13 protein-coding genes, 1 tRNA gene and 2 pseudogenes are annotated in these 14,400 nt (G+C 66.6%); 10 read left to right on the top strand and 6 right to left on the bottom strand.

All coding sequences use genetic code 11. From position 1 onward, the window contains the following. The first annotated feature begins 51 nt into the window (after positions 1–51). The 3 genes from SKC42_RS26390 to ku all read left to right on the top strand — a co-directional run bounded on the left by SKC42_RS26390 (position 52) and on the right by ku (position 3,413). Positions 52–1,461 carry a mannitol dehydrogenase family protein gene (locus SKC42_RS26390; protein ID WP_330967185.1) on the top strand — a complete coding sequence of 470 codons (1,410 nt, stop codon included), beginning with the start codon at positions 52–54 and terminating at the stop codon, positions 1,459–1,461. After that, the gene (locus SKC42_RS26385; protein WP_330967184.1) at positions 1,458–2,384 is read left to right on the top strand and encodes a carbohydrate kinase family protein; all 927 of its coding nucleotides are present in this window, start codon (positions 1,458–1,460) and stop codon (positions 2,382–2,384) included. The genes SKC42_RS26390 and SKC42_RS26385 overlap by 4 nt, the downstream gene beginning before the upstream one ends. Before the next feature lie 153 nt (positions 2,385–2,537). Further along, on the top strand, positions 2,538–3,413 hold the full coding sequence (ku, locus tag SKC42_RS26380; RefSeq protein WP_330967183.1) for a non-homologous end joining protein Ku: 876 nt from the start codon (positions 2,538–2,540) through the stop codon (positions 3,411–3,413). 6 nt (positions 3,414–3,419) lie between these two features. Here the strand turns inward: ku and pstA are convergent, their stop codons facing one another. Genes pstA through pstS form a run of 3 tightly spaced genes read right to left on the bottom strand, consistent with a single transcriptional unit; the run spans position 3,420 to position 6,439 of the window. Beyond that, positions 3,420–4,322, bottom strand: coding sequence for a phosphate ABC transporter permease PstA (pstA, locus tag SKC42_RS26375; protein WP_330967182.1), 903 nt, complete (start codon positions 4,320–4,322; stop codon positions 3,420–3,422). Then, the gene (pstC, locus tag SKC42_RS26370) at positions 4,319–5,293 is read right to left on the bottom strand and encodes a phosphate ABC transporter permease subunit PstC (protein WP_330967196.1); all 975 of its coding nucleotides are present in this window, start codon (positions 5,291–5,293) and stop codon (positions 4,319–4,321) included. The genes pstA and pstC overlap by 4 nt, the downstream gene beginning before the upstream one ends. A 30-nt stretch (positions 5,294–5,323) precedes the next feature. Continuing rightward, positions 5,324–6,439 carry a phosphate ABC transporter substrate-binding protein PstS gene (gene pstS, locus SKC42_RS26365; protein ID WP_330967181.1) on the bottom strand — a complete coding sequence of 372 codons (1,116 nt, stop codon included), beginning with the start codon at positions 6,437–6,439 and terminating at the stop codon, positions 5,324–5,326. A gap of 290 nt (positions 6,440–6,729) precedes the next feature. Here pstS and SKC42_RS26360 point away from each other — a divergent pair, with 290 nt between their 5' ends. The 6 genes from SKC42_RS26360 (at position 6,730) to SKC42_RS26335 (ending at position 12,041) form a co-directional block, all read left to right on the top strand. Then, positions 6,730–7,521 carry an SDR family oxidoreductase gene (locus SKC42_RS26360; RefSeq protein ID WP_330967180.1) on the top strand — a complete coding sequence of 264 codons (792 nt, stop codon included), beginning with the start codon at positions 6,730–6,732 and terminating at the stop codon, positions 7,519–7,521. Positions 7,522–7,625: 104 nt separating this feature from the next. Beyond that, a complete protein-coding gene (locus SKC42_RS26355) occupies positions 7,626–8,702 on the top strand; it encodes an NAD(P)H-dependent amine dehydrogenase family protein (protein WP_330967179.1) in 1,077 nt (358 codons plus the stop codon). A 92-nt stretch (positions 8,703–8,794) separates the two neighbouring features. Next, positions 8,795–10,021, top strand: a complete 1,227-nt coding sequence (locus SKC42_RS26350) for an Nramp family divalent metal transporter (RefSeq protein ID WP_330967178.1) — start codon at positions 8,795–8,797, stop codon at positions 10,019–10,021. Beyond that, the gene (locus tag SKC42_RS26345; protein ID WP_330967177.1) at positions 10,022–11,077 is read left to right on the top strand and encodes a poly-gamma-glutamate hydrolase family protein; all 1,056 of its coding nucleotides are present in this window, start codon (positions 10,022–10,024) and stop codon (positions 11,075–11,077) included. A gap of 22 nt (positions 11,078–11,099) precedes the next feature. After that, positions 11,100–11,924 (top strand): LLM class F420-dependent oxidoreductase, encoded by an 825-nt coding sequence (locus SKC42_RS26340; protein WP_330967195.1) that lies wholly within the window; start codon positions 11,100–11,102, stop codon positions 11,922–11,924. Positions 11,925–11,965: 41 nt separating this feature from the next. Beyond that, positions 11,966–12,041 (top strand) — tRNA-Arg (locus SKC42_RS26335). A 191-nt stretch (positions 12,042–12,232) separates the two neighbouring features. Here the strand turns inward: SKC42_RS26335 and SKC42_RS27890 are convergent. Further along, positions 12,233–12,838, bottom strand: a pseudogene (locus tag SKC42_RS27890) (tyrosine-type recombinase/integrase); the annotation flags it as partial. A 24-nt stretch (positions 12,839–12,862) separates the two neighbouring features. Between SKC42_RS27890 and SKC42_RS26330 the strand changes: the two are divergent. After that, positions 12,863–13,321 (top strand): annotated as a pseudogene (locus tag SKC42_RS26330) (IS21 family transposase); the annotation flags it as partial. Positions 13,322–13,381: 60 nt separating this feature from the next. Here the strand turns inward: SKC42_RS26330 and SKC42_RS26325 are convergent. Both SKC42_RS26325 and SKC42_RS26320 read right to left on the bottom strand, forming a co-directional pair. Then, positions 13,382–13,528, bottom strand: coding sequence for a hypothetical protein (locus SKC42_RS26325; protein ID WP_330967176.1), 147 nt, complete (start codon positions 13,526–13,528; stop codon positions 13,382–13,384). Between the two features lie 6 nt (positions 13,529–13,534). Beyond that, positions 13,535–14,092 carry a DDE-type integrase/transposase/recombinase gene (locus SKC42_RS26320; RefSeq protein ID WP_330967175.1) on the bottom strand — a complete coding sequence of 186 codons (558 nt, stop codon included), beginning with the start codon at positions 14,090–14,092 and terminating at the stop codon, positions 13,535–13,537. Positions 14,093–14,400 lie beyond the last annotated feature (308 nt).

Raw genomic sequence — 14,400 nt, 5'->3', positions numbered from 1 at the left:
GGCGAGCGCACAAGCGATCCGGGCTGTGCCCCGGGGAGGAGGTGGCCAACGATGGCCAGCGCAATCAAGCTGAGCAATGCGACGCTTTCCCAGCTGCCGATCGAGGCCCCGAACTACGACAGGGGCGGCGTCACCGTCGGTATCGCGCATATCGGCGCCGGCCATTTCCACCGGGCGCATCAGGCCGCGTACATCAACCTGTTGATGCAACAGGGCCTGGCGCGCGACTGGGGCATTTGCGGCGTGGGGGTGATGCCCGCCGACTGGACGATGCGCGACGTCCTCGACGGTCAGGACGGGCTGTACACACTGATCCTGGAGAACCCCAACGGCACCCGGGACGCACAGGTGATCGGCTCGATCGTCGACTACCGCTACGCCCCGGACGACCCCGGCTCTGCGTTGGAGGTGCTGGCCGCGGCGTCCACCCGGATCATCTCGCTGACCATCACCGAAGGCGGGTACCGCGATCCCGAGGGGCCGGCGTTCACGTTGATCACCGAGGCGCTCGCGCGCCGGCGCGACCGCGGGATCCAAGCGCCGACGATCGTCTCCTGCGACAACATCGAGAACAACGGCGAGGTCGCCAGGCGCACGGTGCTCGCCGCCGCCGAACGCGGCGATCCCGGATTGGCCCGGTGGGTCGCCGAACACGCCCGGTTCCCCAGTTCGATGGTCGACCGCATCACTCCGGCAACGACTTTGGCGATGGCCGCGGAAGTGCGGCGCGACTTCGGCGTCGACGACCGGTGGCCGGTGGTGGCCGAGCCGTTCAGCGCCTGGGTGATCGAAGACGACTTCGCCGATGGTCGGCCGCCGCTCGAGCAGGCGGGGGTCCTGCTCGTGGACGACGTACGCCCCTACGAGCTGATGAAGCTGCGGTTGCTCAACGCGGGGCATCAGTGCCTGGCCTACTTCGCCCACCTGTGCGGATTCCAGTTCGTGCACGAGGCGGCGCGCGACCCCCTCTTCGCCGAATTCCTGCTGTCCTACTTCGACAACGAGGCCATTCCCACGCTGCCCCCGGTGCCGGGCATCGACCTGCACGACTACGCCCGCACACTGGTCGAGCGGTTCGCCAACCCGGCCGTGCGCGACACCGTCGTCCGGCTCTGCGCCTACTCGTCGGATCGCATCCCCAAATGGCTGTATCCCGTGATCTGCGACAACCTGGCGAACGACGGGCCGGTACGACTGGCGGCCGCGGTGGTGGCCAGTTGGGCTCGCTACGCCGAGGGAATCGACGAATGGGGCAATCCGTACGAGGTGGTGGATCAGCTCGCCGATTCGCTCATCCCGATCGCCCGGTCACAACACCAGAATCCCACCGCCTTCATCGAGGTGACCGCGTTGTTCTGCGATCTGGCCCACCAGCCACGGTTCGTCGAGGCATACCGCTGGGCGCTGGATTCCTTGCACCGCAAGGGCGCCCGGGCGACGCTGGAGGCATTGGTGCGATGACCCGCGGCCTGGTGATCGGCGAGTCGCTGATCGACATCGTCGGCAACGACGAGTACGTCGGCGGCAGCCCGCTCAACATCGCGGTCGGACTCGGCCGGTTGGGGCGCGGGGTCGACTTGTTGACCCACATCGGCGACGATGCGGCCGGCCGGCGTATCGCGGACTACGTCAAAGCAGCTGACGCGCAACTTGTTTCGGGCAGCATGACGGCGGCCCGGACGCCGACCGCGACGGCAACCATCGCCGGTGACGGATCCGCCACCTACGCCTTCGATCTCGACTGGCAACTGTCGGGAACGCCCGACGTCCCCCCGCCCCTGTTTGTGCACACCGGCTCCATCGCCGCGGTGCTCGAGCCCGGATGCGTGGCGGTCGCGGCGCTGCTCGACATCTATCGGACATCGGCCACGGTGACTCTGGACCCGAACGTGCGCCCGTCGTTGATCGCCGACCCGACTATGGCCCGCGAACGCATCCTGCGCCTGGTCAAGCGCAGCGACGTCGTCAAGGTCAGCGACGAGGACCTGCGCTGGATCGCCCCCGCCCACGCACCGGAGCAAACGGCGCGTGCGTGGTTGGCGTCGGGTCCCGCCATCGTCGCCGTGACCATGGGCGAGCACGGTTCGCGCGCGTTTTGCGCCGCGGGCGAGGTGCAGGTGACCGCCCGTCCGGTCCGTGTGGTCGACACCATCGGCGCCGGCGACGCGTTCATGGTCGGCCTGCTCGACGCGTTGTGGGAGATGGGCCTGCTGGGCGGCGACCGCCGCGCCGCCCTAGCCCGGATCCGACTCGACGAGTTGACCGCGGCCCTGGAGGCGGCGGGGCTGGTGTCCGCCGTCACCGTCGGGCGCGCCGGCGCCGACCTGCCCGATCGAGCCGCCCTGCGGGCCGAATCCGCTTCCATCCCGGGCGGATCCATGTAGCGTTCGACTACCGGCGCTTTAGTTGCCGAGCGTTTCGGCTAAGCCTGTCGCCGGCGAGAACCTGGCCACCGCAGCTGCCCGGATACCGTCGAACCCCAGCTCACGGACCCGTCATGCTGTTTTGCCAGCGGCGCTGCGGGCATACTGACTTACATGCGCTCCATCTGGAAGGGCTCGATCGCGTTCGGGCTGGTCAACGTCCCGGTCAAGGTGTACAGCGCGACTCAGGACCATGACATCAAGTTCCATCAGGTGCACGCCAAAGACAACGGTCGCATCCGCTATCAACGGATCTGCGAGGTTGACGGCGAGGTCGTGGAATACCGGGACATCGCCCGGGCCTTCGAATCCGACGACGGCCAGATGGTGATCATCACCGACGACGACATCTCGAGCTTGCCCGAGGAGCGCAGCCGGGAGATCGAGGTGCTGGAGTTCGTGCCGGCCAGCGAGGTCGACCCGATGCTGTTCGACCGCAGCTACTTCCTGGAGCCGGACTCCAAGTCATCGAAATCCTATGTGCTGCTGGCGAAGACGCTCGCCGAAACCGACCGCGTCGCGATCGTGCACTTCACACTGCGCAACAAGACCCGGCTGGCCGCGTTGCGCGTCAAGGACTTCGGCAAGCGCGACGTGATGATGGTGCACACCCTGTTGTGGCCCGACGAGATTCGCGATCCCGACTTCCCCGTGCTGGACAAAGAGGTCGAGATCAAGCCCGCCGAGCTGAAGATGGCCGGGCAGGTGGTGGAGTCGATGGCCGAAGAGTTCAACCCCGACCGCTACCACGACACCTACCAGGAACAGTTGCAAGAGCTGATCGAGGCCAAGCTCGAAGGCGGCGAAGCGTTCACCACCGAAGAGCAACCGCAGGAACTCGACGAGACCGAGGACGTTTCGGACCTGCTGGCCAAGCTGGAGGCCAGCGTGCGGGCCCGCTCCCGCGACGGCCACGCCCCGGCGAAGAAGGCGCCCGCGAAGAAAGCGGCGGCCAAGAAGGCCCCTTCGAAGGCGGCGGCCAAGTCCTGAGGCATTTCAGCGCCGGCGGTTGGAGACGACCCGGAAGACCGCGGCGGTCAGGTTGATCACCGCGACGAGGATGATCAGGGTCAGTGCCGCGCCCCAGATCCGCAGATAGCCGGCGTGCTCGGGGTTGGTCAGTTCGGTGTAGATCAGCAACGGCAGTGAGGCCATGTTGCCCTGGAAGATGTCGGTGTTGATCGAGCGGCTGTAGCCGACCAGAACCAGCACCGGAGCGGTCTCGCCTATCACCCGCGCGACCGCCAACAAGATTCCGGACACGATGCCGGGCATCGCGATGGGGAAGACGATCCGCACGATGGTCTTCCATTTCGAGACGCCGAGGGCGTAGCTCGCCTCCCGCAAATCATCCGGGACAAGCCTGAGCATCTCCTCGGTCGAGCGGACCACCACCGGCAGCATCAGCAGAACCAGCGCCAGCGAGACGGCGAACGAGCTCTGCTGGAACCCCATCGTCGCGATCCAGAGACTGAAGATGAACAGCGCCGCGACAATTGAGGGCACGCCGGCGAGCACGTCGACCATGAAGGTGGTCACGCGCACCAGCCGGCCCGAGCCGTATTCCACCAAGAAGACCGCCGTCATCAACCCCAGCGGCACCGAGAGCAGGGCGGCCGCCCCGGCCTGGACGACCGTCCCGTACAGCGCGTGATACACGCCGCCGGCGAACTGCTCCGGGAGCACTCCCCGCAGCGAATGCGTCCACCACCCCGACCGGGTGACGCCGTACCACCCGCGGGTGATCACCACCGAGAGCACCCACACCAGCGGGACCAGAGCCACCAGGAACGACCCGAGGAAGAACATCGTCGCGGCGTTGTTCTTGATCCGCCGCCGGACGCTGACGGGGCTGAACGCCCCCGCCTTGACGGGCCGATCAAGCGTGTCAACGGTCATGCGTTGACCTTTCCGCCCGCGATCGCGCGGGCCAGCGCGTTGACGACGAACGTCAGGACGAACAGCGCGAAGCCCGCCGAGATGTACGCCCCCGTGGGCAGCGGTTCGCTGAATTCGGAAGCGGCCGAGGCGATTTTCGAGGCGAACGTGTAGCCGCCGTCGAACAGCGACCAACTGCCGGCGCGCGCGGCCGACCGCAAGATGATCAGCACCGCCACGGTTTCGCCCAGCGCGCGCCCCAACCCCAGCATCGAGGCCGCGATCACACCGCTACGACCGAACGGCAGCACGGTCATCCGCACCACCTCCCACTTGGTGGCACCCAGCGCCTGCGCGGCTTCCATCTGAATGTGCGGGGTCTGCCGGAAGACCTCGCGCGATACCGACGTGATGATCGGCAGGATCATCACCGACAACACGATCGCGGCGGTGAAGATCGTGCCGCCGCCGGCCAGTGACACATTGCCCTTCTTGAACAGGAAGAACCAGCCGAGATTTCGGTTCAGGAACTCCGCGACCGGCTCGATCCGGGGGGCGAGCACAAAGATTCCCCACAACCCGAAAATGATCGACGGCACGGCGGCCAGCAGGTCCACCATGGCGGCGAACGGTCGGGCCAGCCGTTTGGGCGCGTATTGGGTGAGGAATATCGCGATCCCGACCGCGACGGGAACCGCCAGCAGCAACGCGCTCAGCGAACTCAACACCGTCACCATGAACAGGTCGCGAATGCCGAACGCCAGCTTCGTCGCGCTGGTGGTATTGAATTCGGTGCTGGTGAAGAAGTTGGCGTGGTTGGCCCGCAGCGACGGAACGGCCCGGATCAACAGGAACACCGCGATCAACAGGATGGCGATGATGATGGTCGAACCGGCGGCGGCGGCAAGGAATTTGAACAGCCGGTCGCCGCGCCCCGATGCGCGCGCAAGCGCCGCCTTCAGCCCGGATCGCTTCGTGCTCGACGGGCTGATTGCCGTTCCTCGGGTCAAGACCACCTCAGATCACGTGATCGCGTTGACCGAAGTCGACAGGCGCGACTTGAACGAATCGGGAATCGGGATGTATCCGTTGTCCGACAAGCCATCCTGGCCGGCGCCGATCGTGCTCTGCAGGAACGCCTTGACGGCCGTGCCGACCTGGGCGTCCGGGTACTTCGAGCAGACGATCTCGTAGGTGGCCAACACAATTGGGTATGAGCCCGGCTGCGTCGGCTTGTAGAACGAGTTGGTGTCGAGGACCAGATCGTTGCCCTGCCCGCTGACGGTCGCGCCGGAAATCGTCTTGCCGACCGAGTCGGCGCTGATCGCGACGGCGTCCGGGCCGGCCGCAGTGATGATCTTGGCCATGTTCAGGTTCTGGGCCTTCGCGAATGACCACTCGTTGTAGGTGATCGATCCCTCGGTGGCCTTGATCGCGGCCGACGTGCCGTCGTTGCCCTTGGCGCCCTCACCGACGCCGCCGTTGAAGGTCTTTCCGGCGCCCTTGCCCCACGCCCCGTTGGAGGCGGCGTCGAGGTAGTGCTGGAAGTTGTCTGTGGTCCCGGACTGATCGTTGCGGAACACCACGTGGATGGGCTCCGCGGGCAGGCTGACGCCCGAATTCAGCGCCTGGATCGCGGGGTCGTTCCAGGTGGTGATCGCGCCGTTGAAGATCTTGGCCGCGCTGGGCCCGTCCAGGCTGAGCGACGTCAGACCCTTGACGTTGTAGGTGATCGCGATGGGGCCGAACACCACCGGCAGGTTCCAGGCCGGGGAGCCGCAGCGCTGCTGGGCCGCGGCGTATTCATTCTGCGCCAGGGGCGAGTCCGACCCGCCGAAGTCCGTTTGGTTGCCGTTGAATTCACTGATGCCGGCGCCGGAGCCATTGGCGGTGTAGTTCAGAGTCTGGCCGGAGCAGGCCTGCTCGAACGCCTTGACGAAGCGGGTCATCGCGTTGGCCTGCGCCGTCGACCCGCTGGCCTTGAGCGTCTTCTTGCCGCCGCAACTGACCTTGCTCGCCGACGAACCGGTGGTGGCGTTTCCGCCGCCGGACGCGTTGTTGTCACTTCCACAACCCGACAACACCAGCGCACCTGTGGCCATCACACTCAGCGCGGCGCCAATTCGGTTGAATTTCAATTCAGTTCCTAACATTAGGGATAACTGACGCCGCCGCCCATGGCTGCGGCCTGCCAACAGCCGTCTCTCGCAGCCAAGAAGCTAACAGTAACAAGGTTAACGTTGGGCGAATAAGTGTTGCCGAGACGGCGCTGACGGTGACGGCCGCCGCCCATCAAACGGGAGTTCGAGCGCGCTGAGCGCGAACCGGATGCGAGACCCAGCAACTAGAACCTGTTCCAGAATTGTCGCGATTCCCGGCACACCGGCTTGCTAACGTGACGGCTGACACTCAACGAAGAGAGGGCGTAATGATCCTTGACAGGTTCCGTCTCGACGGCAAAGTCGCCGTCATCACAGGTGGCGGTCGCGGCCTCGGGGCGGCCATCGCACAGGCGTTCGCCGAGGCGGGCGCCGACGTCCTGATCGCGTCGCGGACCGAATCTCAACTAGAAGCCGTCGCCGAGCAGGTCCGCGCCGCGGGTCGCCGGGCGCACGTCGTTGCCGCCGACCTGGCGCATCCCGAGTCGACCGCGCAGCTGGCCGGTCAGGCCGTCGAGGCGTTCGGCAAGCTCGACATCGTGGTCAACAACGTCGGCGGCACCATGCCCAACACGTTGCTGACCACCTCGACCAAGGACCTCAAGGACGCGTTCACCTTCAACGTCGCCACCGCGCACGCGCTGACCGTCGCGGCGGTGCCGCTGATGCTCGAGCACTCCGGTGGTGGCAGCATCATCAACATCACCTCGACCATGGGACGGCTGGCCGGCCGGGGTTTCGCCGCATACGGCACCGCCAAGGCTGCGCTGTCCCATTACACGCGCCTGACGGCCCTGGACCTGTGCCCCCGCGTCCGCGTCAACGCGATCGCGCCGGGCTCCATCCTGACCTCAGCGCTCGATTTGGTGGCGTCCAACGACGAACTGCGGACCCCGATGGAGAAGGCGACCCCACTGCGCCGACTCGGCGATCCCGTCGACATCGCCGCCGCCGCAGTGTATTTGGCGTCCCCGGCGGGCAACTTCCTCACCGGCAAGACGCTCGAGGTCGATGGGGGCCTCACCTACCCCAACCTCGACATCCCCGTCCCCGACCTGTAAATCCCCAATGACCTGCGAGCAGACGCAAAAACCCCGCGATCACGGCGTGTCGAGGGGCTTTTGCGTCTGCTCGCGCCTTTGATCCGACCCTCAAGGAGGCCGTCATGGCAATCCCCGTCGTCCAACTGGGCACCGGCAACGTCGGCGTCCACGCGCTCAGGTCCCTCATCACCAACCCGGCCTTCGAACTCACCGGCGTCTGGGTGTCCTCGGAGGCCAAGGCCGGCAAGGACGCGGCCGAGCTCGCCGGATTCGCGGACGCGACCGGTGTGCGGGCCAGCACCGACCTCGACGCGGTACTGGCCAGCGGGCCGCAGTGCGCCGTCTACACGGCGATGGCCGACAACCGGCTCCCCGAGGCGCTCGAGGACTACCGGCGCGTCCTGGCCGCCGGCGTCAACATCGTCGGCAGCGGGCCGGTCTTCCTGCAGTACCCGTGGCGGGTGATCCCCGAGGAGCTCATCGCTCCACTCGAAGACGCGGCGCGCGAAGGAAATTCAAGCCTCTACGTGAACGGCATCGACCCGGGCTTCGCCAACGACCTGCTGCCGCTGGCGTTGGCCGGGACCTGTCAGAACATCCAGCAGATCCGGTGCATGGAGATCGTCGACTACGCCACCTACGACAGCGCCACCGTGATGTTCGACGTGATGGGGTTCGGCAAACCCCTGGGCGAGATCCCGATCCTGTTGCAGACGGGAGTACTGAGCATGGCGTGGGGCTCGGTCGTGCGGCAACTCGCGGCCGGCCTCGGCATATCGCTGGATGAGGTCGCCGAGGTGTACGTGCGCGAGCCCGCACCCGAGGACTTCGACATCGCGTCGGGCCACATCGCCAAGGGCACCGCCGCCGCCTTGCGGTTCGAGGTGTTCGGCATGGTCAAGGGTGATCCCGTGGTCGTTCTCGAACACGTCACCCGGCTGCGGGACGACCTCTGCCCCGACTGGCCGCAGCCGGCGCAGCCGGGCGGCTCGTACCGCATCGAGATCACCGGTGAACCGTCCTACGCCATGGACGTCTGCCTGCGCAGCCGCAAGGGCGACCACAACCACGCCGGACTCGTCGCCACGGCGATGCGTGTCGTCAACGCGATCCCGGCCGTGGTGGCCGCGGCCCCGGGCATAGTCACCACGCTCGACCTGCCCCTGATCACCGGCAACGGGCTCTACCTTCCCGAGTAATCCGGCGCGCTCAGGCCCCGAGCAGCGGTGGCCCGGAATAGTTCGACTACCCTCACTTTCTTATTCGGTAGCTGGAATAAAGGGTCGAAACGTTGGCGCAGGGCACGAGGGGATCGCTCAGGGAGAGCTGGTATCTGCTCGGTCCCGCGTTCGTCGCCGCCATCGCCTACGTCGACCCGGGGAACGTCGCGGCCAATGTCAGCTCCGGGTCGCAATTCGGCTACCTGCTGCTGTGGGTCATCGTGGTCGCCAACTTGCTGGCGGGCCTGGTGCAATACCTGTCGGCGAAGCTCGGCCTCGTGACGGGGCGCTCGTTGCCCGCCGCGATCGGCAAACGGATGAGCCGGCCCTGGCGCCTGACCTACTGGGCCCAGGCCGAACTCGTGGCGATCGCCACCGACATGGCCGAAATCGTCGGTGGGGCCATCGCCCTGCGCATCCTGTTCGGCCTCCCCCTGCTGCTCGGCGGGCTCGTCACCGGCGCGGTGTCCCTGCTCCTGCTGGCCATCCAGGATCGCCGCGGGCAGATCATCTTCGAGCGCGTCATCACGGGCTTGCTGCTCGTGATCGCGATCGGTTTCGCGGCGAGCTTTTTCGTCAAGACCGCGCCAACCGGGGCGGTGCTGAGCGGGCTGGTGCCGCGGTTCCACGGCACCGAAAGCGTGCTGCTGGCCGCCGCGATCCTCGGCGCGACGGTGATGCCGCACGCGGTGTACCTGCACTCCGGCCTGGTGCTCGACAGGCACGGCCACCCGGCCGAGGGGCACCATCGGCGCCTGCTCCTCCGGGTCACGCGGCTGGACGTCGCGCTGGCCATGGCCGTCGCGGGGACGGTGAACGCCGCCATGCTGCTGGTCGCCGCGATCAATCTGCAGAACCAGGGCGTCACCGCCACCATCGACGGCGCGTACGCGGCGATCCACGACACGCTGGGGACGACGATCGCGGTGCTCTTCGCGATCGGACTGCTCGCGTCCGGCCTGGCGTCGTCGTCGGTGGGCTCGTATGCCGGCGCCATGATCATGCGGGGGCTGTTGCACCGGTCGGTCCCCATGCTGCTGCGCCGCCTGATCACCCTCTGCCCGGCCCTGGTGATCCTCGCGCTCGGCGTCGACCCCACCCGCACCTTGGTGCTTTCCCAGGTGGTGCTCTCCTTCGGCATACCCTTCGCGGTGCTCCCGTTGGTCAAGCTGACCAGCGACCGCGGGCTCATGGGCGGCGACACCAACCACCCCGTCACGACGGTTGCTGGCTGGGCGGTCGGCATATTGATTAGTCTGCTTAACATGGTGCTCATCTGGCTCACAGTGACCGGCTGAATGCCGGCCGGCCGGCACCCCTACTTCGCATACGGCTCGAACCTATGCGCCAGTCAGATGGCGCTGCGCTGCCCCGACGCCGCCGACCCGCGGCCGGCGGTGCTGTCGGATCACGACTGGCTGATCAACGAGCGCGGTGTGGCGACGGTGGAACCGTTCGCCGGAACCCAGGTGCACGGCGTGCTGTGGCAGATCTCCGACGGCGACCTGGCGACACTGGACAGCGCCGAGGGCGTGCCGGTCCGCTACCGGCGCGACCGGTTGACCGTGCACACCGACGAAGGGCCGGCGCCGGCCTGGGTGTACATCGACCACCGGGTGACCCCCGGGCCACCGCGACCCGGATACCTACCCCGGATCATCGACGGCGCCGCGCACCACGGGCTGCCGCAACGCTGGATCGAGTTCCTCCGCCGATGGGACCCGGCGCGCTGGCCGCGCCCGACCTCGGCGCCTGGGCCGGGGCCACAATCACTTTCGGAGTTGCTGAACGAGCCCGGCGTCCGCGAGGTGAGCCACCTGCGGTCACGGTTCGGCTTCCTCGCCATTCACGGCGGCGGCCTCGAGGAGATGACCGACGTCATCGCCGAACGCGCCGCCGAGGCCGCGGGCGCCTCGGTGTATGCGGTGCGCCACCCCGACCGTTACCCGCATCACCTGCCGTCGAGCCTGTTCGACCCCGCCGAATCCCCGCGGCTCGCCGAGTTTCTCGAGCACGTGGACGTGGTGGTGTCCTTGCATGGCTATGGCCGCATCGGGCGCAGCACGCAGCTGCTGGCCGGCGGACGCAACCGCGCCCTGGCCGCCCACCTGGCCCGGCACATCCACCTGACCGGCTATCAGGTCGTCACTGACCTGGACGACATTCCGCCCGAACTGCGCGGGCTGCATCCACGCAACCCGGTCAACCGGGCGCGCGACGGGGGCGCCCAGCTGGAGTTGTCGGTTCGGGTCAGGGGGATCAGCCCGCGCAGCCCGGTTCCCGGAGCGGACGGTTTGTCACCGGTCACCAGCGCGCTGGTCCGGGGGCTGGCGGACGCGGCCAGCAGTTGGTAACTAGTTGTCTTCTGATCGGAGGTTGTTGGTGGCCAAGGATTTTCGCTTCGGGCTGAGCATGCGCTTCTTCAAGTCCCGCACCGCGCTGGTCGAGAAGGTGAAGCGCGCCGAGGATCTCGGCTACGACATCCTTTGCGTGCCAGACCACCTCGGCGCGGCGGCGCCGTTCCCGACACTCACCGCGGTCGCGATGGTGACGTCCAGGATTCGCCTGAGCATGTATGTCCTCAACGCCGCGTTCTACAAGCCGGCCCTGCTGAGCAGGGACTGCCAAGCGCTCGACGTGCTCAGCGATGGCCGGCTCGAGGTCGGGCTCGGAACCGGCTATGTCAAGGAGGAATTCGAGGCCGCCGAGCTGCCCTACCCCAGCGCCGGAGCGCGCGTCGACCATCTCGAGCACATGACCGCCTACCTCAAGCAACACCACCCCACGGTGCCGATCCTCGTCGCCGGCAACGGCGACCGGGTGTTGACCCTGGCGGCCCGGCAGGCCGACATCATCGGGCTGACCGGCGCCCGGGCGCGGGCCGTCGACGACCCGCTGGCCGAGCGCGTCGACTTCGTCCGGACCGCGGCGGGCGACGGGTTCGACCGCCTCGAGCTGAACATGGTCATCACGGCTATGCCACCGGAGGGCGAAACCTACCCCGACCTGAAGATGACGCGCCGCTACGAGCCGGACATGTCCGACGAGGAGCTGATGTCGATGCCGTCGGTGCTGAGCGGGTCACCCCGGGAAATGGCCGACAGGCTGTGCGAATACCGCGACGTGTACGGACTGACGTCCTTTACCGTGCAGGACAACAACCTGGATGCGTTCGCGAAGGTGATCGCTGAGCTGCGCTGATGCCCGCGCCGGCCGCGGCGCCCGGTAAGCTCGGCCCGTCCGCCCTCGTAGCTCAGGGGATAGAGCACGGCTCTCCTAAAGCCGGTGTCGCAGGTTCGAATCCTGCCGGGGGCACCACTGTTTTTCGCAGGTGAGCGATGGTTTCCTCCCATTCGCCTACCGGTATCAGTTTCTTTCGGTCGGTGCATGGTCGGCGATTGTTTGGCATCAGATGATGCAAGTTGGCTAGCGATGGTCAATCGTGCGGCGGCGTCGAGTCGGGAAGCGATGTCGTCCAGGTCTGTCGGAAACAGGCCTGCATAGTGGTTCAGCGTCGTCGCCGCTGACTCGTGGCCAAGAAGGCGCGCGACCGCGACGACGGATGCACCTTCTTGGATGGCCAGCGATGCGGCGGTGTCGCGCAAATTATGCGGAGTGATTTCCAGCCCAAGCGCCTCGATCGCGGGATCGAAGACGTCGCGTCGCCAATTACGGTTCCGCAGAGGTGTGCCTGCTACGGAAGGAAAGACCAATCCATCAGCGTTGCACTGGAGGTTGTAGTCCGCGAGCTCGACCGACACAATCGCGGGGATCGGCACAGTGCGCGCCTGGTGATTCTTGACCGGCGACAACTCGCCTCGGGGCGCCTCCTCTGAATACGCGCGAACGACACGCAGGGTCCTGTTCTGCAGATCGACCTCGGACCATCGCAGTGCCGCAAGCTCCCCCCACCGCAGCCCGCAATAACCGGCGACCAGCACCAGCAGCCGGTCCCTGGCTCCGTCAAACCGTCCCGCGTGCCGCCAAAGCTCCTCATGGGTCGGCGGTCGCGGATCGTTGCCCTGGACTTTGGACAATCGGATACCCGCGGCCGGATTGCGCTTGTCGGCTCCGGTCGAAAAGTGAGCAGGTAGTTCCGGTCGAAAAGTGAGCACCCTTCTGATTGGAGAGTGATCACTGTGGAGGATTGGGCGGAGATTCGCCGGCTGTATCGGTCGGAGAACTTGTCGCAGGCTGCGATCGCGCGACGGTTGTCGCTGTCGCGGAACACTGTGGCTAAGGCGATCAAGGCCGAGGCGCCACCACGCTATGGACGCCCAGCGTCGACGACGTCGGCGTGGGCGCAGATCGAGCTGGCGGTGCGGGTGCTGCTGGGTCAGTACCCGACGATGCCGTCTACGGTCCTAGCGCAGCGGGTCGGTCGGACCGGCGGGCATTCCTGGTTCGCCGAGAACGTCGCCCGGATCCGTCCCGAGTACGCCCCGGCCGACCGGCTGGTGCATCTGCCCGGCGAGCAGGTGCAGTGCGACCTGTGGTTCCCCGGCGCCCTGGTGCCCGATCACGCTGGGGCGCCGCGATCGTTTCCGGTCCTGGTGATGGTCGCCGCCTATTCGCGGTTCATCGCGGCGATGATGATCCTGGCGAGTCCCCGATACTGAGTCCACCCGGTTCTAGAGTCGGGTTGGTTTGATCCGTTCTCAGTTGATGCTGCAGGCCACCGGGGTGTGGGTGCATCGGCAGGCTGCAGCGTACTCGTCCGGCGTGCGGTAGCCCAGGGCCGAGTGGCGGTGCCGGGTGTTGTGGTCGGTCTTGAAGTCACCGATGACCACGTGCGCCTCGAACAAGGTGTTTCAGTAGTTGCGGTTGAGGCACTCTTTCCGCAGGCGGTTGTTGAACGATTCGATGTGGCCGTTGTCCCACGGGCAGCCCGGCGGGATGTAGACCAACCCGGTCTTGTTCTCGCAGAACTGTTGCAGCGCTTGAGAAACCATCTCCGGTCCGTTGTCCATTCGCAGCACACTCGGTGGGCCGCCGTGCGCGGCGAAGACCTTGGTCAGCTCGGCAACAAGTGCCTCGCCGGTAATCGAGCGCTCCACGAGGTTCAGCAGCGATTCTCGGGTGTGTTCGTCGATCATCGAGGCGATCTTGATGGCCTTGCCTTCGATGGTGGAGTCGAACTGGAAGTCGATGGCCCACACCACGTTGGGTGCGTCAGCCACGATCGGTGGCACCGACGAGACGCCGGCCCGCTTGCGCGAGGACACGATCTTGACCTGCAGGCCCTCCTCGCGCCAGAGCCGGTGGATCTTCTTGTTGACCTCACGGCGCTCGTCGAAGCGCAACGCCGCCCACGCGCGGCGAAACCCGTGACAGGGGTGTTTGGTGGCGGAGGCAATCTCCGGTCGCAACCTCCCGCTCCTGGAGCAACGATCGATCCCCGCGGATGGTCTGCACGAATCGTTGATCAGGTTGACTGACGTCATCAAGCTCCCCCTCGCCGCCGCTGTCGATCTGACAGCCGAACACGTCCCCGCTCCAATTAACGCTTTTGTTTGATGCCGAGGTCGTTACGACCCTTGACTCCAGGGTCGCCACAATTCCTCCCGACCGCGGCGTGTCGGCCTAGGGCGTGTCTGACAATGGTTTCGGGTGTTGTGCGTGAGGCTTGGGGTATGTCGCGGTTTCAGTTGCTTACCGATGCCCAGTGGGCCTTGAT

Source organism: Mycobacterium sp. 050134, from assembly GCF_036409085.1.
Classification (GTDB): Bacteria; Actinomycetota; Actinomycetes; order Mycobacteriales; family Mycobacteriaceae; genus Mycobacterium.
This window is presented reverse-complemented; position numbering and strand designations above follow the sequence as displayed.

Bases quoted from the DNA above. Each gene is read 5' to 3' on its own strand.
- SKC42_RS26390 (WP_330967185.1), top strand. From the start codon at position 52: ATGGCCAGCGCAATCAAGCTGAGCAATGCGACGCTTTCCCAGCTGCCG.
- SKC42_RS26385 (WP_330967184.1), top strand. From the start codon at position 1,458: ATGACCCGCGGCCTGGTGATCGGCGAGTCGCTGATCGACATCGTCGGC.
- ku (WP_330967183.1), top strand. From the start codon at position 2,538: ATGCGCTCCATCTGGAAGGGCTCGATCGCGTTCGGGCTGGTCAACGTC.
- pstA (WP_330967182.1), bottom strand. From the start codon at position 4,322: ATGACCGTTGACACGCTTGATCGGCCCGTCAAGGCGGGGGCGTTCAGC.
- SKC42_RS26360 (WP_330967180.1), top strand. From the start codon at position 6,730: ATGATCCTTGACAGGTTCCGTCTCGACGGCAAAGTCGCCGTCATCACA.
- SKC42_RS26355 (WP_330967179.1), top strand. From the start codon at position 7,626: ATGGCAATCCCCGTCGTCCAACTGGGCACCGGCAACGTCGGCGTCCAC.
- SKC42_RS26345 (WP_330967177.1), top strand. From the start codon at position 10,022: ATGCCGGCCGGCCGGCACCCCTACTTCGCATACGGCTCGAACCTATGC.